At 68.6% G+C, this 26,159-nt stretch carries 21 protein-coding genes; 17 read left to right on the plus strand and 4 right to left on the minus strand.

Annotated features, from left to right (window positions below; all coding sequences use genetic code 11):
- Nucleotides 1-77: 77 nt before the first annotated feature.
- Nucleotides 78-308: a helix-turn-helix transcriptional regulator gene (locus tag ACH4RG_RS22385; RefSeq protein WP_397925924.1), complete on the plus strand. Its 231-nt coding sequence runs from the start codon at nt 78-80 to the stop codon at nt 306-308.
- Between the two features lie 65 nt (nt 309-373).
- On the opposite strand, the gene ACH4RG_RS22390 is transcribed toward ACH4RG_RS22385, so the two are convergent.
- Nucleotides 374-1,663 (minus strand): activator-dependent family glycosyltransferase, encoded by a 1,290-nt coding sequence (locus ACH4RG_RS22390; protein WP_397932674.1) that lies wholly within the window; start codon nt 1,661-1,663, stop codon nt 374-376.
- A 162-nt stretch (nt 1,664-1,825) separates the two neighbouring features.
- Here ACH4RG_RS22390 and rdmE point away from each other — a divergent pair, with 162 nt between their 5' ends.
- Genes rdmE through ACH4RG_RS22420 form a run of 6 tightly spaced genes read left to right on the plus strand, consistent with a single transcriptional unit; the run spans nt 1,826 to nt 8,918 of the window.
- Nucleotides 1,826-3,433: an aklavinone 12-hydroxylase RdmE gene (gene rdmE, locus ACH4RG_RS22395; protein ID WP_397932673.1), complete on the plus strand. Its 1,608-nt coding sequence runs from the start codon at nt 1,826-1,828 to the stop codon at nt 3,431-3,433.
- A gap of 55 nt (nt 3,434-3,488) precedes the next feature.
- Entirely contained in the window at nt 3,489-4,283 is a 795-nt protein-coding gene (locus ACH4RG_RS22400) for a phytanoyl-CoA dioxygenase family protein (RefSeq protein ID WP_397925886.1), read from the plus strand.
- A gap of 16 nt (nt 4,284-4,299) precedes the next feature.
- Nucleotides 4,300-5,454 (plus strand): P450-derived glycosyltransferase activator, encoded by a 1,155-nt coding sequence (locus ACH4RG_RS22405; RefSeq protein ID WP_398540019.1) that lies wholly within the window; start codon nt 4,300-4,302, stop codon nt 5,452-5,454.
- Nucleotides 5,455-5,482: 28 nt separating this feature from the next.
- The gene (locus ACH4RG_RS22410) at nt 5,483-6,793 is read left to right on the plus strand and encodes an activator-dependent family glycosyltransferase (RefSeq protein ID WP_397925890.1); all 1,311 of its coding nucleotides are present in this window, start codon (nt 5,483-5,485) and stop codon (nt 6,791-6,793) included.
- A 50-nt stretch (nt 6,794-6,843) separates the two neighbouring features.
- The gene (locus tag ACH4RG_RS22415) at nt 6,844-7,653 is read left to right on the plus strand and encodes an FkbM family methyltransferase (protein ID WP_397925892.1); all 810 of its coding nucleotides are present in this window, start codon (nt 6,844-6,846) and stop codon (nt 7,651-7,653) included.
- Between the two features lie 20 nt (nt 7,654-7,673).
- Nucleotides 7,674-8,918 (plus strand): DUF418 domain-containing protein, encoded by a 1,245-nt coding sequence (locus tag ACH4RG_RS22420; protein WP_397932668.1) that lies wholly within the window; start codon nt 7,674-7,676, stop codon nt 8,916-8,918.
- 21 nt (nt 8,919-8,939) lie between these two features.
- Here ACH4RG_RS22420 and rfbB read toward each other — a convergent pair whose 3' ends face one another.
- Both rfbB and ACH4RG_RS22430 read right to left on the minus strand, forming a co-directional pair.
- A complete protein-coding gene (rfbB, locus tag ACH4RG_RS22425; protein ID WP_398540020.1) occupies nt 8,940-9,950 on the minus strand; it encodes a dTDP-glucose 4,6-dehydratase in 1,011 nt (336 codons plus the stop codon).
- Between the two features lie 112 nt (nt 9,951-10,062).
- Nucleotides 10,063-10,923: a class I SAM-dependent methyltransferase gene (locus tag ACH4RG_RS22430; protein WP_397925898.1), complete on the minus strand. Its 861-nt coding sequence runs from the start codon at nt 10,921-10,923 to the stop codon at nt 10,063-10,065.
- A gap of 268 nt (nt 10,924-11,191) precedes the next feature.
- On the opposite strand from ACH4RG_RS22430, the gene ACH4RG_RS22435 reads away from it, so the two are divergent.
- Nucleotides 11,192-13,525 carry an ATP-binding cassette domain-containing protein gene (locus ACH4RG_RS22435; protein ID WP_397925900.1) on the plus strand — a complete coding sequence of 778 codons (2,334 nt, stop codon included), beginning with the start codon at nt 11,192-11,194 and terminating at the stop codon, nt 13,523-13,525.
- Between the two features lie 139 nt (nt 13,526-13,664).
- Nucleotides 13,665-14,282: a dTDP-4-dehydrorhamnose 3,5-epimerase family protein gene (locus ACH4RG_RS22440; RefSeq protein ID WP_397925902.1), complete on the plus strand. Its 618-nt coding sequence runs from the start codon at nt 13,665-13,667 to the stop codon at nt 14,280-14,282.
- Between the two features lie 83 nt (nt 14,283-14,365).
- Here ACH4RG_RS22440 and ACH4RG_RS22445 read toward each other — a convergent pair whose 3' ends face one another.
- Nucleotides 14,366-15,754 carry an NDP-hexose 2,3-dehydratase family protein gene (locus tag ACH4RG_RS22445; RefSeq protein WP_397932665.1) on the minus strand — a complete coding sequence of 463 codons (1,389 nt, stop codon included), beginning with the start codon at nt 15,752-15,754 and terminating at the stop codon, nt 14,366-14,368.
- Nucleotides 15,755-16,934: 1,180 nt separating this feature from the next.
- Here ACH4RG_RS22445 and ACH4RG_RS22450 point away from each other — a divergent pair.
- The 8 genes from ACH4RG_RS22450 to ACH4RG_RS22485 all read left to right on the plus strand — a co-directional run bounded on the left by ACH4RG_RS22450 (nt 16,935) and on the right by ACH4RG_RS22485 (nt 25,793).
- The gene (locus ACH4RG_RS22450; protein WP_397925906.1) at nt 16,935-18,890 is read left to right on the plus strand and encodes an AfsR/SARP family transcriptional regulator; all 1,956 of its coding nucleotides are present in this window, start codon (nt 16,935-16,937) and stop codon (nt 18,888-18,890) included.
- A gap of 275 nt (nt 18,891-19,165) precedes the next feature.
- A complete protein-coding gene (locus ACH4RG_RS22455) occupies nt 19,166-19,498 on the plus strand; it encodes a hypothetical protein (RefSeq protein WP_397925908.1) in 333 nt (110 codons plus the stop codon).
- Between the two features lie 13 nt (nt 19,499-19,511).
- A complete protein-coding gene (locus ACH4RG_RS22460) occupies nt 19,512-21,026 on the plus strand; it encodes a helix-turn-helix transcriptional regulator (RefSeq protein WP_398540021.1) in 1,515 nt (504 codons plus the stop codon).
- Nucleotides 21,027-21,599 (plus strand): transcriptional regulator, encoded by a 573-nt coding sequence (locus ACH4RG_RS22465; RefSeq protein ID WP_398540022.1) that lies wholly within the window; start codon nt 21,027-21,029, stop codon nt 21,597-21,599.
- 240 nt (nt 21,600-21,839) lie between these two features.
- Entirely contained in the window at nt 21,840-22,103 is a 264-nt protein-coding gene (locus ACH4RG_RS22470) for a DEAD/DEAH box helicase family protein (RefSeq protein WP_397932661.1), read from the plus strand.
- 150 nt (nt 22,104-22,253) lie between these two features.
- Nucleotides 22,254-23,159 carry an IS5 family transposase gene (locus tag ACH4RG_RS22475; protein WP_398540023.1) on the plus strand — a complete coding sequence of 302 codons (906 nt, stop codon included), beginning with the start codon at nt 22,254-22,256 and terminating at the stop codon, nt 23,157-23,159.
- Nucleotides 23,160-23,800: 641 nt separating this feature from the next.
- A complete protein-coding gene (locus tag ACH4RG_RS22480) occupies nt 23,801-25,300 on the plus strand; it encodes a Helicase associated domain protein (protein ID WP_398163101.1) in 1,500 nt (499 codons plus the stop codon).
- 10 nt (nt 25,301-25,310) lie between these two features.
- Nucleotides 25,311-25,793, plus strand: coding sequence for a hypothetical protein (locus ACH4RG_RS22485; protein WP_398163102.1), 483 nt, complete (start codon nt 25,311-25,313; stop codon nt 25,791-25,793).
- Nucleotides 25,794-26,159: the final 366 nt, after the last annotated feature.

Here is a 26,159-nt window from a genome sequence, read left to right on the forward strand (position 1 = left end):
CCGGTACCGGCAAGCCCGCCGCGGGCTGGCGGTCAACCGGTGAGCAGGGCCGCGCCCGGGGCGGCGGGACAGAGACGGTGCACAACCGCATCGCCGTACTGCGGGTGGAGCGCGCCATCACCCGCAGACAGCTCGCCGCCGCCCTCGGCGTGCACTACCAGACAGTGGGCTACCTGGAACGCGGCGAGTACAGCCCCAGCCTGTTTCTCGCCCTGCGGATCGCGGAGTACTTCGAGGTCCCGGTCGAGGTGATCTTCTCGACCGCCCCGTTCCCCCGTATCGGGAGCACCACGCCCCCGCCCCCGTGAACGCGTCGGGGCGGTGAGGACGCCGGCGCCCTCACCGCCCCAACGCGTTCACGGGCGCCCCCCATTCAGTCCGAACGCGCCCTGTGTTCCGCTGTGAGCCTCTCCAGCACCGGGACAATGTCGGCGGGAGCAGGCGTGCCGGCAACCTCCCGGCGCAGCCGTTCCGCGCTCGCCCGGAACGACGGTTCCCCCAGCACCCGGACCAGCGAGGCACGCAGCCCCCCCGGTGTCAGCTCCCGCGGATCGATACAGAGCCCCGCACCCGCGGCCTGCACCCGCTGCGCTTTGGGGACGTTGCACCACATCCTGGACGGCACCACCACCTGCGGGACACCATGTGCCAGCGCGGTCTGCAGGGTCCCCGAACCGCCGTGGTGGACGATCGCCGCGCTGGTGGGCAGCAGGGCGTCCAGCGGAGCGAAGTCGACGATCCGCACGTTGTCCGGCACGCGCTGGCCCGGTTCGAGCTGATCCGCGGTGAAGGTGGCCACCACCTCCACATCGAGCTCCGCCACGGCGGCCAGCAGATCACTCACAGACGTCCGGTCCGCCCCGACCACCTCGCGGAACGACCGCCCAAGGGTCAGACAGACCCGGGGCCGCCGCGGTGGCTCCCGCAGCCAGCCGGGGACCGTCGCCTCCCCGTTGTACGGCACGTAACGCACCGGGACGGACGGCAGGCCCACGGGCAGCCGCAGCGACGGCGGAACGGGGTCGATGGTCCACTGGCCCACGACCAGGTCCTCGGCGAACTCCTGGCCGTGCCGCCGCAGGATCCGGCTCATCCACTCCTCGAGCGGATCCTCCCGCAGCGCGGGCGGCAGCCCGGCCATCCCCACCAGGTAATGCCGGCGCATCAGCCCCACCAGATCCAGGCCGAACATCAGCCGGGCATGGGCCGCGCCGCTGATCCGCGCCGCGAGCGCGCCGGGGTAGTACATGGTGTCCCACACCACCAGATCCGGCCGCCAGGCACGGGCGAAGCCGATCAGCTCCTCCGTGGCGTCGTCCGGCAGGGTGTTCTGGTAGACGAACGACGTCCACGCGGTGAGCACACCGTGGACATACGAATAGGTCAGTTTCTCCGGCCGGGTCTCGCTGATGTCGAGAACGTCCAGCCAGGCTTCGTCACGGATCTCGTCGGGCTCGTCTGTGTACTCCGGGTTCATCGTGGCCGGAACGTCGAGGACCCCGCCGACCGCGACCGCGGTCAGGCCGGCGTTGTTGATGTCCTCGACGACGTCCGGCCGGGTGGCGACACGGACCTCGTGTCCCGCGGCCCGCATCGCCCACGCCAGCGGTACCTGGGTATGGACGTGGGTGCTCGCCGGGAACGGCGTGAACAGCACTCGCATGGGACCCCACCCTGCCCGTGCACCGTCGCACGGCGCTCGAGGAATCCCGCAGCCCCGCACGAGCCCCCGGCCACAGCCCCTCCAGCGGACTTCGAAGCACACCGGCGAGTCTCGGCCCGGGTACCGGCCCGACGGATGCCGGACCGAAGCGGGAGGACGGCAATGGCGAAAGCCGGCACAGAGGTTGATGTCCTGGTCGTGGGCGCGGGCCTGGGCGGACTCTCGACGACGATGTTCCTCGCCCGGCTCGGTGTACAGGTACTCATGGCCGAGAAACACCCGACGACGTCGATCCACCCCAGAGCCATCGGCCAGAACCCACGCACCATGGAACTGCTGCGGCTCGCCGGGATCGCTGAACAGGTACAGGAAATCACCGACCACCGCGGCGCCAAGGGCCACTTCACCACCCGGGTCGCCGAAACCGTACGCGGCGAGGTGCTCGGCTCCTTCGAGGAGGGCTTCGAGCACCTCGTCGCCAGCACCGCCCCCTGTTCCCCGATGCCATGGGCGCTGGCCTGGCAGGACCAGCTGGAGCCGCTGATGCGGGCCCGGGCACGGAAGGACGGAGCACAGGTCCGGTTCGGCACCGCGCTGGTCACCTACGAACAGGACCACAGCGGTGTCACCGCCGTGCTGCGCGACCGGGAGAGCGACGAGGAGACCACCGTACGGGCGCGCTACCTCGTCGCCGCCGACGGCGACCGCAGCCCCATCCGGGAAGGGCTCGGCATCGCCCGCCACGGCCACGGCTCGCTCTCCCACGTCGTGGGAATGATCTTCGAGGCCGACCTGTCGACGGTTCTCCCGGCGGACGCCTCCGGCCTGTACTACCTGCGCAACCCTCACTTCAGCGGCGTCTTCATCGGAAGCGACCGCCCCGAACGGCACACCTTCCTGGTCGAGTACGACCCCGAACGCGGCCAGTCCGCCGACGACTTCACCCACGACCGCTGCGTCGAGCTGATCCGCATCGGCCTGGACGCGCCCGGCCTCGAACCCAAGGTGCTGGACATCCAGCGCTGGGAGATGGCGGCCCGTATCGCCGAACGGTGGCGCGCCGGACGGGTGTTCCTGGTGGGCGACTCCGCCAAGGTCGTACCGCCCACCGGCGGACTCGGCGGCAACACCGCCATCGGTGACGGGTTCGACCTGGCCTGGAAACTGTCCGCCGTACTGTCCGGCGGAGGCGGGCCGGGACTGCTGGACAGCTACGAACCGGAACGCAGGCTCATAGCACAGCTCGTGATGGACGAGTCCATGCACCTGTACGCCTCCCGGCTGGCCCCGCACCTGAAAGACCGGATGGCACAGCCCGTCGGCTACGCCGAGGTGGTCCTCGGCTTCCGGTACCGCTCGGACGCCGTCGTCATCGACGAGGAGGACACCTCCCGCGTCGAGTCCCCGGCCCGGCCCACCGGACGGCCCGGATTCCGGATGCCGCACCTATGGGTGCGGCGAGCGGGCGAACGCATCTCCACCGTGGACCTCTTCGGCTCCGGCTGGCTGCTGATGACCGGTGAGGACGGCGCCGGCTGGACCGGGTGGAGCCTGAGCGCGAGCAAGGAACTCGGCATCCCCCTCGCGGTCCACGGCCTGGCCACCGACCTCAGCGACCTCGACGACGACCTGGCCGAACGGTTCGGCATCGGCACAACCGGCGCCAGCCTGATCCGGCCGGACGGCATCGTCGCCTGGCGCACCGCCACCCGGCCGGACGATCCCGCCGGGGCCCTGCGCGACGCCCTGACCCGCGTGCTGTCCCGCTGAACCCGCCCCGGCGCGCACAAGCCCGTACCACCGCGATGAAAGGAGTGAACCCGCCATGACGGCCCGCACCGCCCCGACCACGGCCGGCGTCCTCACCGACGAGGCCCACCGCCACTACCAGGAGAACGGCTTCGTCCGGATTCCGCAGGTCCTCTCCGCCGCCGAGACGCAGCGGTACAGGACGGCCTCCGAGGAACTGATGACCCAGTACGGCCCGGAGATATGGGGCGCGGGCGAGGACGAGGTGCAAGTGCACTTCGTCGCCCAGGCCTGGCTCAAGCACGAGGCGCTCCGCGACCTCGCGCTGCACCCGGCGGTCACCGCGATCGCCAAGCGCCTCGCCGGCGCCCCGCTGCGCCTCTACAGCACCGACGTCCTGCTCAAACCGGGCCGGAAGGACCTGAACACGCTGCCCACGCTCGCGCACGACGACGAGACCGGCCTCCCGCTCGACGGCCTGGAACGGACCCTCACCGCATGGGTCGCGCTGGCCGACGTACCGGTCGAACGGGGCTGCCTCAGCTACGTGCCCGGCTCCCATCTGCGCGACGCGGCCCACCGGCAGACCCACATGACCAGCTTCGCGGAACACCGGGCCATCGACGACATCTGGCCGGACTACGGCTGGCAGCCCCGGATCACCGTCCCGCTGAAGGCCGGAGACGTCACCTTCCACCACTGCCGCACCGTGCACATGGCCGGCCCGAACCTCACCGACGACCCCCGGATGGGCCACGGCATCGTCTACATGGACGCCAAAGCCACCTACCGGCCCGGAACCGAGGACGCCCACATCTCCCACATGACGCCGGGCGAACCACTCGACAACGAGAAGTTCCCCCTCGTATAGGGCACACCGCAAGGAGATGAACGCCATCCAAGGAACACAGGACCCCCAGCACATCGGCGAACTGGGCAGGCGGCTGCAGCGGACACACGGGGAAGTATGGCTGCACCACATGAAGGGCGACCCGTACGCCGATGTGCTCCGCGGCCACACCGAGGACCCGCACCCGGCCCACGAACGGATCCGGGCGCTCGGCCCGCTGTGGCGAAGCACCACGGGCACCTGGGTCACCGCGGACCACACCCTCGCCGCGACGCTCCTGGGCCAGACCTGGCCGCACGGCCCGGCAACCGGTGAGACCGGCCGGATACCGGTTGACGACGCGGGCCTGAGCGGCGACGCCGCACACTACGAGCGGCTGCGCGAAGCGGCGGCGACCGCCTTCACCCCCTCCACGGCCACCGCGGTGTGCGAGCGCGCGGTCGGCGGCCTGACCGGGAACTTCGATCTCGTCACCGACCTCGCCGAACGCGTTCCCGTGGACCTGCTGGCCAAGACCTTCGAACTCCCCGCCCCGCACCACCCGGAACTCGCCGATGCCTGCGCCGCCACAGGCATCCTCCTCGACGGCCTGCTGTGCCCCCAGCGACTGGAGGCCACCCGGCGTGCCGTGACCGCCACCGGCCGACTACGGACACTCCTCGCGGCGCCGGACCACGACCCGGACACCGGCCGGCTGGCACTGCTGCTGGCCACCGCCGGGGTACGCACCGCGGCGCGGCTCACAACCAGCGCCGTCCTGGCGGTGGTGGACCACCCCGGGCAGTGGAAACGGGTGGCCGACGACCCCGGGTACGCGGCCCTCGTCGTGACCGAGACCCTGCGCCACGACTCCCCGATACAGCTGCATCCGGCGGTCACCCGCGCCGACATCGAGTTCGCCGGACAGCATGTCCCGGCGGGCGAGCAGGTGGTGGTGCTCGTCGGGGCCGCGAACCGCGATCCCCAAAGCTTCGCCGACCCCGGCCGGTTCGACCCCGGCCGCCCGGCCGACACGCTCGTCCCAGCCCTCTACCACCGGGTGACCCTGCCGTTCGCCCGAACCCTGGCCGAAGCCACCGTCCGCGCCCTGGTGGCCGCCGGCCCGCAGCCACACCGGGCCGGCCCACCCCTGCGCAGCCGCCGCTCGCCGGTGACCAGGCACCTGCTCAGCTGCCCCCTGACCACCGGCTGACCGGTACCGACAGACAAGGAATCCGGCGATGCGCGTCCTGTTCACCTCGATCGAGGGCAACCACTTCCACCAGATGGTCCCGCTGGCCTGGGCCCTGCGCACCGCGGGTCATGAGGTGCAGGCGGCCTGCAACGGACAACTGGTCGACACCGTCACCCACACGGGCCTCACCGCCGTGCCGATCGAGTCCCCGACCCTTTGGGAACAGCTCGACGACTTCCAGAAAGACGCGATCTCCCTCTTCAACGAGATCGGCACCAGCAAACAGGACCCCTCCAAAGCGACCTGGGAGGACCACCTCGCCTACGAGAACATGGTGGTTCCCGCCCTCTACCAGCCGCTCAACAACGACGCGCAGATCGACCAACTCGTGGAAGTCGCCCGCAGCTGGCAGCCGGACCTCGTCATCTGGGAGAGCTTCTCGATCGCCGGGGCAGTCGTCGCCGCCGCGGTCGGCGCGGCCCACGCCCGCCTGGTCTCCGGCCCCGAACTGGCCCTCCAGATGGTCACCCGCGGACACTTCGCACGCCACCGCGACCAGCAACCCCAACCCCTGCGCGAGGACCCCACGGCCGAATGGATCGACTGGACGCTCGAACGCCTCGGCAGCGACCGGCGGTTCGACGAAACCATGCTGACGGGCCAATGGACCATCGACACCCGGCCCGGCAGCCTGCGCCAGGAACTCGACCTGCCCACCGTGCCGATGCGCTACGTTCCGTACAACGGACGCTGTGTGGTACCGAAGTGGCTCTACGAACCGGCCAAGCGCCGACGGGTCTGCATCACCCTCGGCACATCCATCACCAGCGAGGAGTCCCAGCGGTTCCAGCTGGGCGACACCCTCACCGCCCTCTTCCAGAGCCTGGCCGGACTGGACGTCGAGATCATCGCCGCCCTCGATCCGGCACAGCGCGACGCCCTGCCCCGGCTGCCGGACAACATCCGCACCACCGACTTCGTCCCGCTCAACGAACTGGCCCCCTCGTGCTCGGTGATCGTCCACCACGCCGGCTACCAGACGAAGGCCACCGCGGACCTGCACGGCGTACCCCAGGTCGTCATCGTCGGCTACGAATGGGTGAGCGAGGACATGGGGGAGGAGTACGAGAAGTCGGGCACCACCCTGGCCGTCTCCGCCCGCGGCCTGACCGCCCGGACGCTGCGCGAGAAGATCCTCCGACTGCTCGACGAGCCCTCCTACACCGAGCGGGCCAGGGACCTCGGCAAGGAGATCCGCGCCATGCCGACACCCAACGACGTGGTACCCGTCCTCGAGAGGATGACCAGGGAGCACCGGCCCGGCGCACGACCCGGCGCACCGGCCCGGCCACGGTGAACCAGTGCCCTTCGTGCGCTCCTCGAGACCGGTGCGCGAGCGTCGTCGGCATGCCGAATCCGTGGGACCTCCCAGACGAACTGCCCACCGACCTCCCCGCCGCCCGATGCGAACTGCCCGACGGCCGCACGGTCTCGGCGGTGCAGGAGGCGGAAGCACACACCCTCTGGGAGGAGATCAGCAGCGCCGCCCCCTACCGCAGAGCCGCAGAGGGCATCGCCGCCGGCGAAACCATCATCGACGTCGGCGCGCACATCGGGCTGGCGTCCCTGCTCTTCGCCCAACTCGCCCCCCAAAGCCGCCTGATGGCCTTCGAACCCGCCCCCAAGGCCTACACCTGCCTCGACGAGAACCTCGCCCGCCACCTGCCGGAGGCGACCGCGTACCGGCAGGCGCTCGGAGCCGCGCCCGGAAAGTCCGAACTGATCTACCGCCCCTACGTGGCCTCGGCGTCGACCCTGTACGCCGACGCCGAGGACGACACCCGCAACCTCGAAGCACACCTCGACAACATCGGCGCGGACATACAGACCCGCGAGGTCGTGCGGCGGACCTTCGACGTGACCCAGCGGATCCCGGTCGAGGTGACCACGCTGACCGCCGTCATGGCAGAGCACGGCGTGGACCGCGTGGGCCTGCTCAAGGTCGATGTGGAACGCGGCGAACTCGACGTCCTCCACGGCATCGACCCCAGCTGCTGGCCCCGCATCCGACGAGTTCTGCTCGAAGTCCACGACATCGACGGCAGGCTCGGCCGCATCGTCTCCACACTGACCGGCCTCGGCTTCCGGGCCGCCGTCTCCCAGTGGGGCGTCTATGTCGGCGGAAGCGTCCACCTGGTGCTCGCGGAGCGGGACTGACCAACCGAGAAGGAAGGACGATGAGCGACGACGCCTCGCGCCCGTCCGGCCCCGACGCCCCGCGACGTCGTTCCCTCGCCCCTGACCTCGCCCGGGGCCTCATGCTGCTGATCGTCGCCCTGGTGCACGCCCACATGTTCGTGAGCGGCAGCGCCGCGGTGATCCGGGGCTACCCCCCGGTCGCCGGCTCCCCGGCGGACGCCTTGACGGCAGGACTGCTCACCGTCCTCGCCGACAGCCGCAGCTTCCCCATGTTCGCCCTGCTGTTCGGCTACGGCACAGGCCGGACCCTCGCCAGTGAAACAGAGAAAGGGCAAAAGACGCCCGGGGCCCGCACCGTACTGCGCAGGCGCGCCCGATGGCTCCTGCTGTTCGGGTCCGTCCACGCCCTGCTGCTGTTCGCCGGAGACGTCCTGGGCGCCTACGGACTGCTCGGACTGCTCGCGGTCGGCCTGACCGGCGTCCGTGACCGCACCCTGTACACAGTGGCGGGCGCCGGGACCCTCATGGGGGCGGTGCTGTACGGCACCACCCTGGCCGCGCATGCCTCCGGCGACGCGAGCGACCCCACGGCGGCGATGTTCCTGGCCGCCGACCCGGCCACCGACGCCGCGTACCGGGTCGGCACCTGGGCGGTCACCACACCACTGTTCGCCCTGGTATCGCTCGGCCCGTTCCTCATCGGCGCCCGCATGGCCCGCCGGCGCATCCTGGAGGAGCCGGCCCGCCACTGGGCCCTGCTGCGGCGGACCGCGCTGACCGGCACCGCACTCAGCATCCTCGGTGGACTCCCTCTGGCGATGATCACCTCCGGAACGTGGCCCACCGCCCCCTCGGACGTGACCCTCTGGCTCAGCGTGCTGCACGTCCTCACGGGGTACGCCGGCGGCTGCGGCCTCGCCGCGGCGGTCGCCCTGCTCGCGCTGCGCCTCCAAAGCCGACGGAGCGCCCTCGTGAGGGCGGTCGCCGCGTCCGGCAGGCGGTCCTTGAGCTGCTACGTGTGGCAGTCGGCCGTCTGGCTGGTGCTGTTCGCCCCGTACGCCTTCGGGCTCGGCGACCGCATCGGCGTCTTCGCCTCGGCGCTCATCGCCCTCGGCACCTGGTGCGGGGGCGTGCTGCTCGCCGAACTACTGCGCCGGAAAGACAGAGCCGGGCCCGCAGAAGCGCTGCTGCACAAGGCGACCCGTCGTGCCGGAAAACACCCCGGAGCGCCCCCAAAGGAGCACGGCAGCACAGCGGACACCTCCCGGCGACCGCCGAACTGACCCCCCGTACGGCGCCGCGGCTCATCCGAGCCGCGGCCCCGGTTGTGCCGATGCCGGACCGGCCGTACGACGGACGAGAGGCTGCCACCAGGCACGGTTGTCGCGGTACCACTGGACGGTCTCGGCGAACCCCCGCTCGAACAGGATCCGCGGCTCGAAGCCGAACTCCTCCCTGATCCGACCGGCGTCCAGGGCGTACCGGCGGTCGTGGCCCTTGCGGTCGGCGACGCGGTCCACCCGGTCCCAGCCGGCGCCCAACTCCGCCAGCACCATCCGGGTCAGATCCCGGTTGGTCAGCTCCCTCCCGCCGGCGATGTTGTACGTGACACCCGCCCTGCCGGACTCCAGCACCAGCTGGACCGCCCGGCAGTGGTCGTCGACGTGCAGCCACTCCCGTACGTGCAGCCCATCGCCGTACAGCGGGACGTTCCTGCCCTCCAGCAGACGGGTGACGAAGAGCGGAATGACCTTCTCGGGGAACTGGTGAGGCCCGTAGTTGTTGGCACAGCGGGTGACCGAGGTCCACAGGCCATGGGTCCGGTGGAAGGACCGGACCAGCAGATCACTCGCCGCCTTGGAGGCCGCGTAGGGAGAGCTGGGCTCCAGCGGGGACTGCTCCGAGAACGCCCCCTCCTCGGCAGACCCGTACACCTCGTCCGTCGAGATGTGCACGAACCGGCTCACCCCGGTGCCGACACAGCACTCCAGCAGGGTGTGGGTGCCCGTGACATTGGTGCTGACGAAGGCGGCGGAACCGGCGATGGACCGGTCCACATGGGACTCTGCCGCGAAGTGGACCACGGCGTCATGACCCGGCAACAGGTCCATCAGCAGCCCACGATCACAGATGTCGCCCCGCACGAACGTCAGCCTCGGATCGGTGAGCGGCAGATTGGTGAGCGTGCCCGCGTAGGTGAGCTTGTCCAGTACGGTCACCCGCGCGTCCTCGTAACCGCGATAGCGGCCGGTGAGCAGGCTCCGCACATAGTGGGACCCGATGAAACCGGCGCCACCGGTGATCAGCAACCTCATGACGGACGGCCCTTCGCCGGATACGGACAGGGGAGACCGGGCGGGCCGCACCCCTCTGCGGACGGAACCGCGCACGGCGCCGCACCGGCGTACGCGGTCCGCGCACGGGAGGTCAACGGGCCACGCCCGCGGTGACATAGCGCACCGGCGTCTCGATCGACAACGGCCCGCCGTCCTCGCGCATGTCGTCCAGTGCCTCGGTGAGCCGGACCCGCAGCCGCTCCCGGTCGCCGTCGGGCAGGTGCTCCCACAGCAGGCGCATCCCCTGGGTGTGGGACCAGTTCACCCACGCCTCGCCGGACGGCGCCACGAGGCCGACCGGTTCGTCGGCGATCTCCACATCCCGGAACCCCGCCAACTCCAGGGCCCGGCGCAGGTCCGCCTCCTTGGCCAGCCAGCTGTTGAAGCGGCGCTGGAGTTCCTCCGGACGCCACTGCGCAGGCAGATTCTCCAGCAGCGACCGCGGGATGAGCTCGGTGAAGACCGGAGGGAGAAAGGGGAAGGTGTCATCGTCGAACACCGGGCTGGTGAAGGCGATGCGCCCGCCGTCGGCGAGCAGACCGGCATAGCGCGGCAGGGCGGCCTGCGCGTCCGGGAAGAAGATGAGGCTGTAGCTGCCGATGACGACATCGAAGGAGCCGGCCGGCAGGTCGGGAAACTCCCCGTCCATCACACGCAGTTCGACATTGCCGACCCCGTCGGCCGCTGCCTCCCTGCGCGCCGCCTCGACCATGGCCGGTGCGATGTCGATACCGAGAACATGGCCGGAGCCGCCGACCAGCGACGCGGCGTGGAACAGGCACGCCCCCCGGCCACAGCCCACGTCCAGCACGCGGTCCCCGGGTCGCGGGTCCGCTCGTTCGACCAGGCGCCGCCCCATGGGCGTGAAGAAGGTGACGCCCAGCCGGTCGTAGGACCCCGCGGCCCGGTCGAAGGCCGCTGTGACATGGGCCTTGTACGTTGTCTTGTCCACGTGCGCTCCCAGGAAATCCGGCGGACTGCGAAAGGATGACGAGACGGATGCGTGCCCGTCGCCGCGACGGTGACGGAAACCGGTGGGTCCGGCCCGCCATCGTCCGACGGCGTCCTTCGAAAGCACTCGAAAGCAGATGGAGCCCGACTGGATGAAACCGGATACCGACACGATCCATCCAGGTTTGTCCGCCCACGGGGCTTCCACGCCGACCGGGCTGATTTCCCACCGTGTTTACACGCCCTGAGCGGTAAAATAGGGTGATTCGATGACCTCCTCAGACCAGGCCAAGACCTGGCGGCCAGAGGCTGACAGCCATGATGTGATCAAGGTTCGGGGCGCGAGGGAGAACAACCTGACAGATGTTTCCCTCGACATCCCCAAGCGCCGCCTCACCGTCTTCACCGGCGTTTCCGGCTCCGGAAAGTCATCGCTGGTCTTCGGCACCATCGCCGCGGAATCCCGCCGCCTGATCAACGAGACCTACACGGCGTTCATACAGTCGTTCATGCCGAACTTCGGCCGGCCCGACGTCGACGCCCTGCGCAATCTGAGCGCGGCGATCGTCCTCGACCAGGAACGGATGGGCGCCAACTCCCGCTCCACCGTCGGCACCGCCACCGACGCGCACACCATGCTGCGCATCGTGTTCAGCCGGTTAGGAACCCCGCACATCGGCACCTCCGGAGCGTTCAGCTTCAACGGCCCCGAAGGCATGTGCACCGACTGCCAGGGCATCGGCCGGGTCTCCACGCTCGACGCCGGTGAACTGCTGGACACCGGACTCTCCCTCAACGAGGGCGCGATCACCGTGCCCAACTTCAACGTCGGCTCCTGGTACTGGAAGTCGATCGCGCACTCCGGCTTCTTCGACCCCGACGTCAAGGTCAAGGACTACAGCCCCGCCGAGCGGGACGACCTGCTCCACAGGACCGCCACCAAGGTCAAGCTCCTGCACGGCGGCACCGGCACCACCTACGAGGGACTCATGGTCAAGGTGCGCCGCCTCTACCTGGCCAAGGACCGCGAAGCCATGCAGCCCCACATCCGGGCCTTCGTGGACCGGGCGGTGACCTTCGCCCGCTGCGAGGCCTGCGGCGGCGGCAGGCTCAACCCCGCCGCACTGTCCTGCCGGATCAACGGGCTCAACATCGCCGAGTGCTGCGCCCTGCAGATCAGCGAACTGGCCCAGTTCGTCCGGGGCGTCGGCGCCCCTTCGGTGGCACCGCTGATGGCGAGCCTGGGCGAACTGCTCGACTCCCTGGTGGAGATCGGCCTCGGCTATCTGAGCCTGGACCGGGAATCGGGCACTCTGTCCGGCGGAGAGGCCCAGCGGGTCAGGATGGTGCGGCACCTCGGATCGAGTCTCACCGACGTCACCTACGTCTTCGACGAGCCCACCGTCGGACTGCACCCGCACGACATCCAGCGCATGAACTCCGTCCTGCTCCGGCTGCGCGACAAGGGCAACACCGTCCTCGTCGTGGAACACAAGCCGGAGACGATCCGGATCGCCGACCACGTGGTCGATCTGGGCCCGGGCGCGGGGCCGTCCGGCGGCCAGGTCTGCTTCACCGGCGACGTCCCCGGGCTCCGCCGCTCCGGCACACTGACCGGGAGGTGCCTGGACCACCGCGTGCGGACGAAGGAACAGGTGCGGCAGCCCGCCGGGCACCTCCCCATCACCGGCGCCACGCTGCACAACCTCAAGGACGTCAGCGTCGATGTGCCCCTGGGCGTGCTGACCGTCGTCACCGGCGTCGCCGGGTCGGGCAAGAGCTCACTGATCCACGGCTCGCTGTCCGGCCGGGACGGTGTGATCGTGGTCGACCAGTCCGCGATCCGCGGGTCCCGGCGCAGCAACGCGGCCACGTACACCGGTCTGCTCGACCCGATCCGTGCCGCCTTCGCCAAGGCCAACGGTGTCAAACCGGCCCTGTTCAGCCCGAATTCCGAAGGAGCCTGCCGCAACTGCCGGGGCATCGGGCTGGTCTACACCGACCTCGCCATGATGGCGGGGGTCGCCACGCTGTGCGAGGAGTGCGAGGGCAGGCGGTTCATCCCCAAGGTGCTGACCTACACGCTGCGGGGCAAGGACATCAGCGAGGTCCTCGCCCTGACGGTGAACGAGGCTCGCGGCTTTTTCACCACGGGCCGCGCCCGGACCGTCCTGGACCGGCTCGCCGACGTCGGCCTCGGATACATGGGCCTGGGCCAGCCCCTCACCACACTGTCCGGCGGTGAGCGCCAGCGCCTGAAGCTGGCCATCCACATGGCTGAGAAGACCGCCGTCTACGTCCTGGACGAGCCGACGAGCGGACTGCACCTCGCCGACGTGGACCAGCTGCTGAGCCTGCTCGACCGGCTCGTGAACACCGGCAACACGGTGATCGTCATCGAGCATCATCAGGCCGTGATGGCCCACGCCGACTGGATCATCGACCTCGGGCCGGGCGCGGGCCACGACGGCGGCCGGATCGTGTTCACCGGCACTCCGGCCGGACTCGTCTCCCGGGGCGAGACCCTCACCGCCCAGCATCTGCGCGAGTACGTCGGCATGCCGGACTCCGGCACAGTGCCCACGCTGTCCAGCAGTCGTTGAGGCGCGCGCGAGACGCCGGGACCATCATCGGCAGCAGCCCACGGGCCGGTGGAGAACACCGAATCCTGGCATGCCGGACACGGGACCAGGTGCACACGGAACCCAGACCGAAAAATACGGCTTTGAATCGGAGTCCGTCATGACTTCCACCATGCAGTCGCGGGAACTGTCCGTCGAGGGCGCAATCGAATTCACCCCGCAGGTGTTCGACGACGAGCGTGGCATCTTCCTGTCGCCCTACCAGGAGTCGGCGTTCTCGGGCACCACCGGACATTCGCTCTTCCGCGTTGCCCAGACCAATCACAGCAGGTCACAGCAGGGTGTGGTCCGCGGCCTGCACTACACCCGGACACCACCGGGCTGTGCCAAGTATGTGTACTGTGCGCGCGGGAGGACGCTCGACATCGCGGTGGATATCCGTGTCGGGTCGCCGACCTTCGGCCGCTCGGATGCCGTGCTCCTGGACACAGAGGATTTTCGCGCCGTGTATTTCCCGGTCGGAGTGGCCCATGGATTCGTCGCGCTCGAGGACGACACCGTCGTTTCCTATCTGCTCTCCGGGGAGTACGTGCCGGAGAACGAGCTGGCGCTGTCGATTCTCGATCCGGAACTGGCCCTGCCCATTCCCGGTGACATCGAGCCGATCCTGTCCGGGCGCGACCTTGCGGCACCCACCCTGGAGAAGGCGGCGTCGGACGGCCTGCTGCCCGACTACGCCGAGTGCCTGGCGATCGACCGCGCCCTGCGGTCCGTCTGACCCCACCGCGCGCGACGGGTGCGGCCGCCCACCGGGAGATCCGGTGGGCCGCCGCACCCCTGCCGTGCCCGGCCGCCACCGGCTCAGCGGGACAGCGGGGCCAGCAGGCTGTGCAGGCAGGCGACCAGGCTGCGGGCCTGGACGTTGAGGTAGTGGCTGTGCCGGAGAAGCGTGCTGATCTGGTGCAACGTCAGCCAGCGGTGGTCGGGGTCCTCCAGGAACCCGGCGTCGCCGTCGGCCTCGACGACGAGGTAGCGGTTCAGGGCGTGGTGGAAACGGCCGCCCTCCTCGGACAGCAGGCAGCTGAACCTGATCTGTTCCGGCCGGGCCGACAGCACCTCGTCGAGGAAGCGGGGCCGGGCCGCGCCGGGCAGCACCTCGTAGCTCTCCGGGACGCACTGGACAGTGGGGGAGAGCTCGACCCCGGCCACGTAGCCGGGCTCCACACTGGCACGCATCAGGGCGTGCAGGACGCCGTCGATCTCCTTCACCAGCACGGCGATCAGGCCGGTCCCGTGCGGCTCGATCATGGGCTGGGACCAGCCGCCGACCTCGCGCGTGCCGGCCGAGACGTTCACCCCGATCACGGAGAAGAAGCGGCCGCTGGCGTGGGAGATCCGCTCCGGCGAACTGCGCCAGTCGCTCATGTCGCCCAGCGGGACCGGGCCCGTGGTGAGGTGGTCCTGGGCGCGGTGCTCGGTGATCCAGCTCAGGAGCTCGTCCATGCTGTGCGCAGCGCCCGGGTTCCCGGCGCACGAGCGGACGAGGGCGTAGGGGAAGCCGTCGCCGGACTCCGGCACACCGCCGGCCCCGGCCAGGGGGAGGCAGGACAGTGTCGTGCGTGTGTCCATGTTGACGATGTCCTCGGCTTCCAGCTGCCGGTATATCTGGCCGAGCGTCATCCAGCGGAAGTCCTCCCCGGCGACGATGTCCTCGGTGACCTCGAGGACAATGTTCCGGTTCCGCTTGCGGAAGAACCAGGCGCCCTGTTCCGACTGGAGGACATCGGCCAGGACATGGTGGCGGGACCTCTCCTGGAAGTACCTCAGATAGGGGACCGCGCGCCCCTTGTGCAGCCGCAGGTAGTTGCTGCGGGTGGCCTGCACCGTGGGGGAGAGCTGGAGGTGGTTCCGGTTCCCCGGTTCGGCCTTGGCCTGCATGAGGAAGTGCAGGACCCCGCCGAACTCCCGGGCCAGCAGACCGAGAATGCCGGCCTCCGGTTGGTGGATGATCGGCTGCTGCCAGTGGGGCACCGGACCGGAGGGGAATCTGACGTCCAGTCCGCCGACGGCGAAGAAGCCGCCGCTGCGATGCCGCAGCGTGCCCGTGCGCGGGTCCCGGTCCCAGTCCCGCAGACCGTCGAGCTCCACACGGCCGACCTGGAGGCCGGACCGCTCGCGGGCGGCGGCGAACCACGTGCTGAAGGAGGCCGGCTGATGAACCCTGCTCTCCTCGGTGAGGGCCGACCTCACGAGCCGGGCCGGGAGCGTACGGGAAGCGGGCGGGGGAGGCGGGGCGAATCGGTACACCAGGGTTCCTTTGCGCCGGGAAGGACAACGGGGGCCGGGCCGGGTACTCGGCACTCTTCCGCGCCGGCGGTTGCCGGAAAGGGCGGACGTACCGGTGACCTCGTGCGTTCCGGTGGAGGCGGGCCGCCGGCCGCGTGCCCGGTTCAGTACAGTGCGGGCAGCCAGCAAGGGCCTCGAGTCTCCCTGGACCTCTTCAGGAGCGGCGAGGCCACCGGTCCTTTCCACGGCGGTTCCGGCCGCCGTCGCGCACGCACGCTGGGGAAGACCTGGGACCCGCCCGGCGGAATGCGTGCGTCCGGATGGAGCCTGGAGCCGGGTTCGATGATTCCTCGAGGACGAGCTCCGATGGTTACGTGCATGACGGCCCCCGTGCGATGGTGTCCCGCCGGACGCAGTCGCCGTCGTATGACAGCGGAGCGTGAAGCGATGGGACGGCACAGCTGGTCTGCCCGGTACAGCCGCGCGGAGCGTGCGATTCTCGCCACGTCGAGCCGGGACCGTGGAGAGTCCGGGCAGGAACGCCGGCGCTCCGTTGCTGACATCGCTGGCGTCCTGCCGCCCTTCGGGAGCCGGCTCCGCGGTGGCGGCCGGGACGGGCCGGCCATCGGCGATGTCATCCGCCGGACGAGGCACATGCGCCACCGGACCCCGCCCGCAGGAAGCGATCCGGCCCGGACACGCACCCGCGAAGAACCCTCCGCCCGCACAGCACCCGACGCCGCCTGCGCACCCGCCCGGCCGTGAGTTCCGGCCGCCGTGTTCCCCGGCAGCTATTTCCGCTGAATGCAAGCGAAAGATATCCTTGACGCTTCAATCAAAAATTGAAGCGTAGCCGATACCGTTTCGGCCCCGCCCCGGGCGAATACCCTCCGGACGCCCTCGTTCCGTTTCCGGCGCGCATGTCCAAGATTGTTGACCGTGGCCGAGCGAATGATCTTATACACCCCGGCCCGCCCGTCTCCGGGCTCCCGGATCATGCCCGAATAGACCCGGACTCCCAGGGGCGAAGAACGCACCGCACGGAGCGAGTGAACCTTGTCCTCCTGTAGTGGAAGGGCTAGCCTGGCGACGAAGGAGAGGGAATCTCTTGCAAATGTGCAACGTCACTGACGGGGGACGCGAGATGGACTTCCGGATTCTCGGGCCATTAGAAATACTCGATGGCCAGCGCAACGTTGTGCCTACCGCTCCCAAGCCACGTCAGGTGATTGCCCTTCTGCTCATGCGGAGAAACACCCTGGTGCAGACCTCGGAGCTAATCGACGAACTCTGGGAGAGCGCCCCTCCCGCAAGTGCGATGACTACACTTCAGACGTACATCTACAAGATCCGGAAAATCCTCACGGCACGCGATTCAGATGAAATTCTCTTAACCAGGCCCGGGGGATACACCCTGGCCATTCCCGACGCCTCCACCGACCTCCACCGATTCGAAGTGGAAGCCGAAGAGGGTAAAACGCTGCTCAAGAAGGGGGACCCGGCGGGCGCCGCCGAGGTACTTCAACGATCTCTGTCGCTCTGGCGGGGCTCCGCACTGGTCGACGTCGTGCCAGGAGGCCTGCTGTCCTCATACGTGACACGACTGGAGGAGCTCCGGGAACGCACCCTGGACCTCCGGATCGAAGCCGACCTCCAACTGGGACGCCACCAGGAACTGATCAGCGAACTGAAGTCGCTCGTACTCAGCCGCCCCCTGCACGAAAACGTGCACGCCGCACTGATGATTGCACTCCACCGCTCCGGACGGCGCCACGAGGCGCTGGAGGTCTACCAGGTGCTGCGACGCAGCATGATCGACAACCTAGGCCTCGAACCGGGACAGGAGCTCCGAGCACTCCACCAGGCGCTGCTGTCGGAAGCCACAGTGGGAGCGCCCTACGAGCAACGCCGACAACCCGCCCTGACCAAGCCCCCCCGGCCCACCACCACACATTCCACGCCCGGAGAAACGACTGCGACCGCCGCGCCCCGGCCCACTGCCCCGAGCAAACCCGTTCCCGCACAACTCCCCGCGGACCTCACCGATTTCACCGGACGCGAATCCCTCGTCAGCCAGGCTCCGGCAGTCCTGGCCTGCGACGAGCAGTGCGCCACCCCTCGCACAGCCACCGCCGTCGCGGTCATCAGCGGCATGCCGGGAGTGGGAAAGACCGCACTCGCGGTCCACATCTCCCACACCGTCCGGCCGTTCTTCGAGGACGGACAACTCTACGCGGACCTCTGCGACTCCATGGGCACGGGCCGGGACCCCTCGGAAGTGCTCCACGGATTCCTGCGGGCCCTGGGAGTCGCGGAAACCGAGATACCCACCGACCCGGAGGAACGCTCCAAACTGTTCCGGTCCACCACAGTCGGCAGACGGCTGCTGATCCTGCTGGACGACGCCTCATCACTGGCCGACATCCGACCGCTGCTCCCCGGTGACCCGCATTGCGCCGTCGTCATCACCAGCCGCCGACGGCTGCACGGCCTGGGCGGCGCCTGGAACATCAACCTCGATGCCATGGACACGGCGGAGGGCAGCGAGCTGCTCTCCCGCATCATCGGGACCGCCCGGGTCAAGCGGGAGAGCCGTGCCGCCGGCCGACTGGTGGCGACCGTCGGTGGTCTCCCCCTGGCGGTACGGTGCATCGGCGGCCGCCTCAGCGGCAGCCCGGGACTCACCCTGGCAAGCCTGGTCCTGCAACTGGCCTGCTCCGAGAAGCTGCTGGACCACCTGCGCCTGGGAGAACTCGACGTACGCTCCCGGTACAACTTCAGCTACGAGAGACTCGGCCGCGTGGAGCGGAGCGTCTTTCGCCTGCTGAGCATCCTCCCGCCGGAAGAGTTCACCGCCGAGTCCGTAGTCGAACTCCTCGGCAGCGACAGCCGCACCGTGGAACGCCTGCTCCAGAGCCTCGTCGACAGCCACTTGATCGACATCGTCCGGTGGGAGAACGATTCGGCCCACTACGCGTTCCCTGAGCTGACTTGGGTGTACGCCCGTGAACGGCTACTGGACACCCTCTCGCGTGACGGGCTGTGGCACGAGAGGGGACGAGTGCAGACGCCTCCGGTATCGACGGTCCGCACCGGCTGAGTCTGTCCCGTGTGCGTGCTCGTTCATGTTGGTCGAGAAGGCCGCATCCACAGCGACAAGCCGGGCTGGGCGGAGGCCGAGCCGGACTGGCTGAGCTCAGAGGTGCCCGTGGCCACGCCCTGACCAGGGAGCGCGGCTCCTTCGTATCGAGGGCCGGAAGGTGAAACCATGCCGAGGCCACCAAAGACGCCTACTTCTGAACTTGTTGCGAAGTCACATTCTCGATGCTAACTTAGCAACAAGTTGCAGAGTACAGCGGGCTGGAAGGTGGCCAGGTGCTACAGATTCAGATCGGCCCCGAACGTGAGGCAGACCCCGACGACATGCTCGGGCGACCCACCACCGGATGGCGCCCCGGCATGAACGAGGACGAAGCATGGGAGGCCGGCCGCGGCATCTGGAAGTTCAACGCCGACCGCGCCCTGTCCCAGGACGAGGTGCAGATCATCAACACCCAAGGCATCGTCCTCGCCATCGCGAAGATCACCGGAATCTCCAAGCACGGCAACCGCTACGCCCTCCAGGGAAAGCTGCTGCGCGGCGACAACCGCGTCGGCCACCCCACCAAAAGCCCACACCTGTCCCGCAACCCCGTCACCTACATCTGAAGGGAGCGTCCCGATGCGTGACCTCGACACGATCGACTCGCTCCTCGCCTCCGTCGGCCCGCAGACCGACCTCCCGGACCCCGAGGCCCGCCGCACCCTGCGCGAACAGGCTCAGCTGTCCAAGGCGCAAGTGGCCCGCGCCCTCGGAGTGAGCCCCTCCACAGTCAGCGCCTGGGAAGCCGGCCGCAACCCGACCAGCGAGATGCGCGTCAAGTACGCCTACCTCCTGGACGGACTGAGCGCCAAACTCACCACCGACACAAAGCCCCAGACCGAGCCGACAGCGGAACCCGCAGCAGCAGACGCTGCCGCCGCAACCGACCCCGCTTCCCCCGACCCCGACCCCGACCCCGACAGCCGAGACGAAGTCGAGATACTCACCGCACCGGAACCATGTGTGCTGTGCGGACATCCGGCCGGACAACGGGTCCAGGGCTTCACCCAACACCTGAACCCAGCCGAATGCCAGGACAGCACAGCCGAGGCGCGGCCAGCCCCGCTCACCACCCAACCTGCCCCACCCTCCAAACCACCACATGCCAAGAACCCGGCCCACCGCGCATTCCAAGAACCGACAGGCCCCGCGGGCTTGATCCACGCAGCAGTCGAGGGAGCCCTCGCCGAACACCAGGGCGACGTGGAAGCGGCCACCACAGCACTGCTGAAGAAGGCCATCCCGGACGCGATGCGCCTCCTGGACGAAACCCGCAAAGGCGCCCGATACGACGTGATCGCCCACCCCTGGATTCCCGACATCCTGAAAAAACAGACCTCCCGGGGCACCGACCAAATCTGGGAAGCCCGCCCCAAATGGACCCGCACCGAACTACCCCCCGGCGTTCACGAGGTGACAGCACTGGACATCAACGGCGCCTACCTGTCCGCCCTCAAGACCCACCTGCCGCTCGGGCAACTCGAACACACCACCGGCATGCCGCACGACCGCCGCCGCGCCGGAGTCCACCTGATCACCCCACCCACCTGGGAACACGACGCCTACCTGCCCAACCCAATCGGCGAGCGCGACGAACCAGGACCCCTCTGGGTCACCGAACCCACCCTGCGGCTCCTGCTGCGCCTGTCCAGCCCGAAGTACGGGCTCTGCGATGCGCCGGAAGTCCACGAGTCCTACACCTCGGGGGCGACCGAGAACCTGCTGGAGAAGTTCCGCATCACGCTCAAGGACGCCCGCGACACCGCCATCGCCGACCGCGACGCGGTCACCCTGGAGTACGTCAAAGCCATGTACGCGAAGTTCGTCTCCACCATGGGGGAGTCGAACTACAACCGAGAGCTGTACCGTCCGGACTGGATGCACATCATCCGCTCCCAGGCCTTCGCCAACCTCTGGACAAAGGCGCTCAAAGCCCACGACGAAGGACTCACCGTCGTCCGCGCGATGGGCACCGACGAACTCCACGTCATCGGCCACTGGCGCCGTATCTTCCCCGAAGGCCGCAAGGTTACCGAGGTCAAGGTCAAAGACCTCTACACCGCAGGCACCGACACCCCGGGAGAGAAACAGTAGATGCCGGAGAGAAACAACGACTTCGGAAAATTCGGCGCCAGCGGCACCAAAGGAAGCGAACTCGTCGGGCGGAAACTCGACGACCTCGCCGGCGGCATCGCCACCCCCGTCACCGAGAAACGCGGCCTGATGGCACGCCTGAAATACCTGACGAGGTCCGACCACGCCCGTCAAACCGCCAGGGACGCCGGGCTGACCGTGACCGACCGCACACTCAAGGCATGGCTGCAAGGCAAGCGCACCCCCTCGAAGAAAAACCTGAAAAAGATCGACGACGCCTACCGGACCGTGCGCCGACAGAACATGGCCCGGCACCTGCTCAAGCGCCTCAACGCGAACGGCGGCACCCGGGTCGAAATCCACCCCCTCAACCAGTCCGGCGTCGCCCGCCCCCTGCAACGCGACGTCCCCTACCGGCACATGAACGTGCGCCGCTGGGACCGGATCATCGGCGCCTGGGCAGCCGGAGACCACCACAGCCTGGACGCAGCCTGGACCGACGACATCCTCCCCGACCTGGGATCCCAGTACGGAGCGTACGAGTACTGCACCAACGTCGGCTTCGCCGCATAGCCCCACTGACTACCACCACTGCCCTCGGCACAACTACCGCCGGCAGCTTCCACTGCGCCTGACACTCCCTCACTACAACCGGCTACCGCAAACTCGCCGAACAGACCACACCCCCCACCACCCCACCGACACCCATCCCTTCCCAGCCCGGCACCACCCTGAAGTACCCCACACAGCCAGCTCCGAGTACGGGACCATGGGCACGACCATGCCGCCGTAAGCCCGAGGTGATCCGTGGCCATGCTCCCAAGCCCCAGCCCCCAGCCCACGCCCCCGCACCCCGCCTCTCATCCCAACACACCTCGCCGGGCGCTGCGACCGGATCAACAGGCGGCGGTGGACAGCGGAGTACGCGGGCTGACGAAGCCGGGTGCACGCGGCCACACAGTCTCCGCGTGCGGCACCGGCAAGACTCTGATCGCCCTGCGCACCGCCGAGGAGCTCGATGCCGCATCGGCCAGTGGGCCCAGGCCGCCCGCGCGGATGGCCGCACAGAGCCCCTGATGACCATCTCCTCGTTGCGTGCGGACAAGCACCCCCTGCTCGCAAAGGCGGCAGCAGTGAGTACAAGTTCAGGTGCCTTCCTGGCGTACTGGCTTAGGTTCTGTCCGACAAATCATGTGACTGCCTCGCGTTGGCATCATTGTTCTGGTCATGGGGCGGGGCGATCTGACAACCAACGAGTGGGCGCGAATCGCGCCGCATCTGCCGAGGTCTGGGAACCGGGGAGGGCGTTGGAAAAATCATCGGAAGGTGATCAACGGCATTCTGTTCCGGATCAGCACGGGTGTTCCGTGGCGGGATCTGCCGGAGCGGTTCGGGAACTGGAAGACCGTGTATGAGCGCCACCGCCGCTGGTCAGCGGACGGAACTTGGGACGGCATCCTCCAAGCTGTCCAGGCTGATGCAGGCGTCCAAGGGCGGGTCGACTGGAGCATGGTGAGCGTGGACTCCACCTCGTGCCGGGCTCACCAACACGCCGCCGGGGCGCCGCGCAGAGCGCCACGGATCGCGAAAAGAAGATCAACGCCTCGGCAACACCGCCCCGACGAAGGTCTCGGTCGTTCCCGGGGCGGTCTGACCTGCAAGATCCATCTTGCAGGGGAAGGAGGCCTCCGCCCGCTTGCCCTGCTGATTACTCCCAGCCAATGGGCCGACAGCCCGCAGTTGATCCCCGTCCTCGAACGCATCCGGGTTAAACGACCCGGTGGTGGTCGCCCGCGCACGCGCCCCGACCACTTGGGCGGCGATAAGGCGTACAGCTCCCGCCGAAACCGCCACCACCTGCGCAGACGCCAGATCAAGCACACCATCCCCGAGCCGAAGAACCAACGAGCCAACCGCCAGCGCCGCGGCAGCCAAGGAGGTCGACCTGCAGGCTTCGATAAAGCGATCTATAAGCGCAGGAACGAAGTTGAGCGGACGATCAACCGGCTCAAGAACTTCCGGGCCGTGGCCACGAGATACGACAAACGTGCCTACGTCTTCCACAGCACCGTTACAGTCGCCGCAATTCGACTCTGGCCTCAGACCTCACCCGTTCTCCATGCGTCATTGTGAAGACGACGCCCCGGCCGCAGGACGCCACGCAGCTGGCCAGACCACGTCTCGGGCAACGGCCCCTGACACACCGAGGCTCGCCCGAGCGTGTTCAACATAGCGGTTCCGCGCATCCCGGAACTCCAGATACGCCTGATCCCAGTTCTGTTCGACTTCTGTGGCGATGCCCCGAGCCAGGCACTCCAACCGCCACAAGCAGTGGTCCAGAGTCTTGGAGGCGGTGTTCGCCTCTGTGTCACCAAGCAGCCCGAGCGTTTCCGACAGCGCAGAACGGCGAGACTCCAACTGGGCTAGCTCCGAAAGCACTTCGGGTGTTGGCTCCAATGGCATGGGCCCTGACACCAACCCGCGGGCGGCAGCGATCATCTGACAGCGAGCCGCGAGCTCTTTGACGGCGTGAGCGTACTCGGCATAGGCCGTCAAACGGTGCTCGTCCCATCGTATGGCTTGTTGCCTGCGCCACCTCGTACGCTCGTTCACGCTGCTCACCAGGAACGACGTGACAGCCCCCAGGGCAACACCCACGAGCGGAAGTATTTGGCCGGTCAGACTCACAATGGACTCCCGATCAAGTAGTACAGCAACTACCCAATCCTTTCCACAGCAGCCGGGCAGCACAACACCCATCAGGGCAGCAAACGGTGATCCGCCGGACAGGCCCTAGTCGACACGAGAAGGCGACCGTGTTCGTCACCCTGGACTCCCTGCCGCGGATCGAGGAGACCCAGCGCTCCTCCTTCCCCGCACCCGTCTTCGCTCTGCTGATCGTGGACGAGGCGCACCGCACCGCAGGCAGCTGGGACAAACACTGGACGACCCTGCACGACAACCAGCGCATCCCCGCCGACCGCCGCCTCTACCTGACCGCCACCCCCTACGAATGGGAAGCCCCCCGCCTGACCGAAACCCCGGACCAACGCCCCCAACCCAAGCGCACCCCCGCAACCGCGCCCACGTGGCAGGCCCCCTCACTCATCGCCTCCATGGACGACCCCAAAATCTTCGGAAAACGCCTGCACACCAGCTTCGGCCCCAACGCCCGCCGGACCACAGCCCTGCACCTAGCCGTCCTCAAAGCCATGAACGACCACGACCTCCACCATGTCATCGTCTACTTCCAGCAGGTCGCCGACGCAGCTGACTTCGCCCGCCAACTCCCACACACCCTGCGCACCCTCCCTCAAAAGCAGCGCCCCGCCTGGGCCGCAGACCTGATCGTGCAATCGATCAACGGCACCCACACCCCCGAACAGCGCCAGAAAATCCAGGGCCGCTTCATTGCCGCCAACCACAGCATCCTGACCAACGCCCAGGTCCTGGGCGAGGGCATCGACCTGCCGGCCGTGGACGCCGTCGCCTTCGCCGACCGCACCGCCAGCGTGCGCCGCATCGTCCAGTCCCTCGGCCGCGCCCTGCGCAAGCCCCCGACTGTCGACCGCAAGACCGCCAGCCTGATCATCCCCGCCCACATCCCGCCCGGCGCTGACCCGACCGACCTCTTGGGCACCCCCTACGAGGCGCTGTGGCTCGTCACCGCAGCCCTACGCCGCCACGACCAGACCATCGCCGCCCGCGCCCCCAGAAACAACACCAAGCACCGCCTGGACCGCGACACCCACCGACTCCTCGCGCGCCGCTTCCGCTTCGACTTCACCCTCGACCCCGAACACATCGCCCGCACGATGGACCTCATCGCCTGGCCCGCCACCGGCACAGCCCTCTCCCAACCCCGCCGCGCCGGACTGGCCGCCGCCACCCGCTACCACGAAGAACACCATCACCTACGCGTCTCCGCCGGCTTCGAAGACGCCTACGGCTACCGCCTCGGCGCCTTTATCACCGGGCAACGCACCGCTTACCAGCAAGGCGCTCTCGACTCCGACTGGATCTCCGAGCTCGAAGACCTCGGCATGGTCTGGGACGACAACGAAGCCGCCTGGCAAGCCAACCTGTCCACCCTCGAAGCCTTCCACGAAGAACACGGCCACCTCGCCATCCCCGCCACCGCCCCCCGGCGGCCAATTCCTAGTCAACTGCCGCGGCCTCGCCCGCAAAGAACTCCTCAACCCCGATCGCGAAGCCCAACTCACCGCCCTCGACCCCACCTGGACGCTTCCCTACGGCCCGGACTGGCACCGTAAATATCACCTCGTGCACCACCACATCGAAGCCGGCAACCACCCAGCCACCCTGCGCCGCGACACGATGGTCGGCGGAGTGAAAGCCGGATCCTGGCTACACCGCCAGTTCACTACGTGGACCCAGCTCGACCCCGGCCAACGCGATCTCCTCGCCCACCTCGGCCTGACCCCTGACCAGATCCAGCTCCCCGCCCCCAAGATCGCCATCCCGTCCATCGGCCCACGGCGCCGCCGTTCCTTCGAGCAGCACACCACGCTGCTCCGGGCCTTCGTTGAGCGGCACGGCCGACCGCCCGGCGCCCGGGAGTGGATCGAGGCGGACGGCGAGCGCGTCATGATCGGACCGTGGTTGTCCAAGACGCGCACCAAACATAGGAACAAGCAACTAATCGAAGGACAAAGCAAGTTGACTCAAGAGATCCTTCGCGAGAACTGGACCGCATCGTCCGGCACGACCGAGGAGGAGTGCCCTGATCCCTCGGAAGTCAGTTAGGTTTTTCTGCATCCAAAGAACAGAGGAACAACGCCAACTCGACTCTGATGAGACCCAGAGGGTGAACCTTTTACTGCGCCTTGAGGGAATGCCCAACGCTACGACCCGCCACAGCCCAGGTCGCCCGAGGGAGGCTCCTACCTCGGGCCCGCCGAGCAAGGTGACGGGCCGCCAGCCCTCGGTCGCAGCTGCGTTTTAAGGAATCCGCGGAGCGGATTCCGTTAGGCCGAATCGCGGAGCGATTCGAGCCGTGGCCAACGGAGTTGGCCACGCCGGCCACGGAGTGGCCGGCCAGCAGCGCGGAGCGCTGCGTCTCTTTCCGCCGCGTAGCGGCGGCGCGTTGTGTCTGCGGAGCAGACCGCGCGC

It is taken from the genome of Streptomyces sp. NPDC021019 (assembly GCF_044333295.1).
GTDB lineage: Bacteria > Actinomycetota > Actinomycetes > Streptomycetales > Streptomycetaceae > Streptomyces.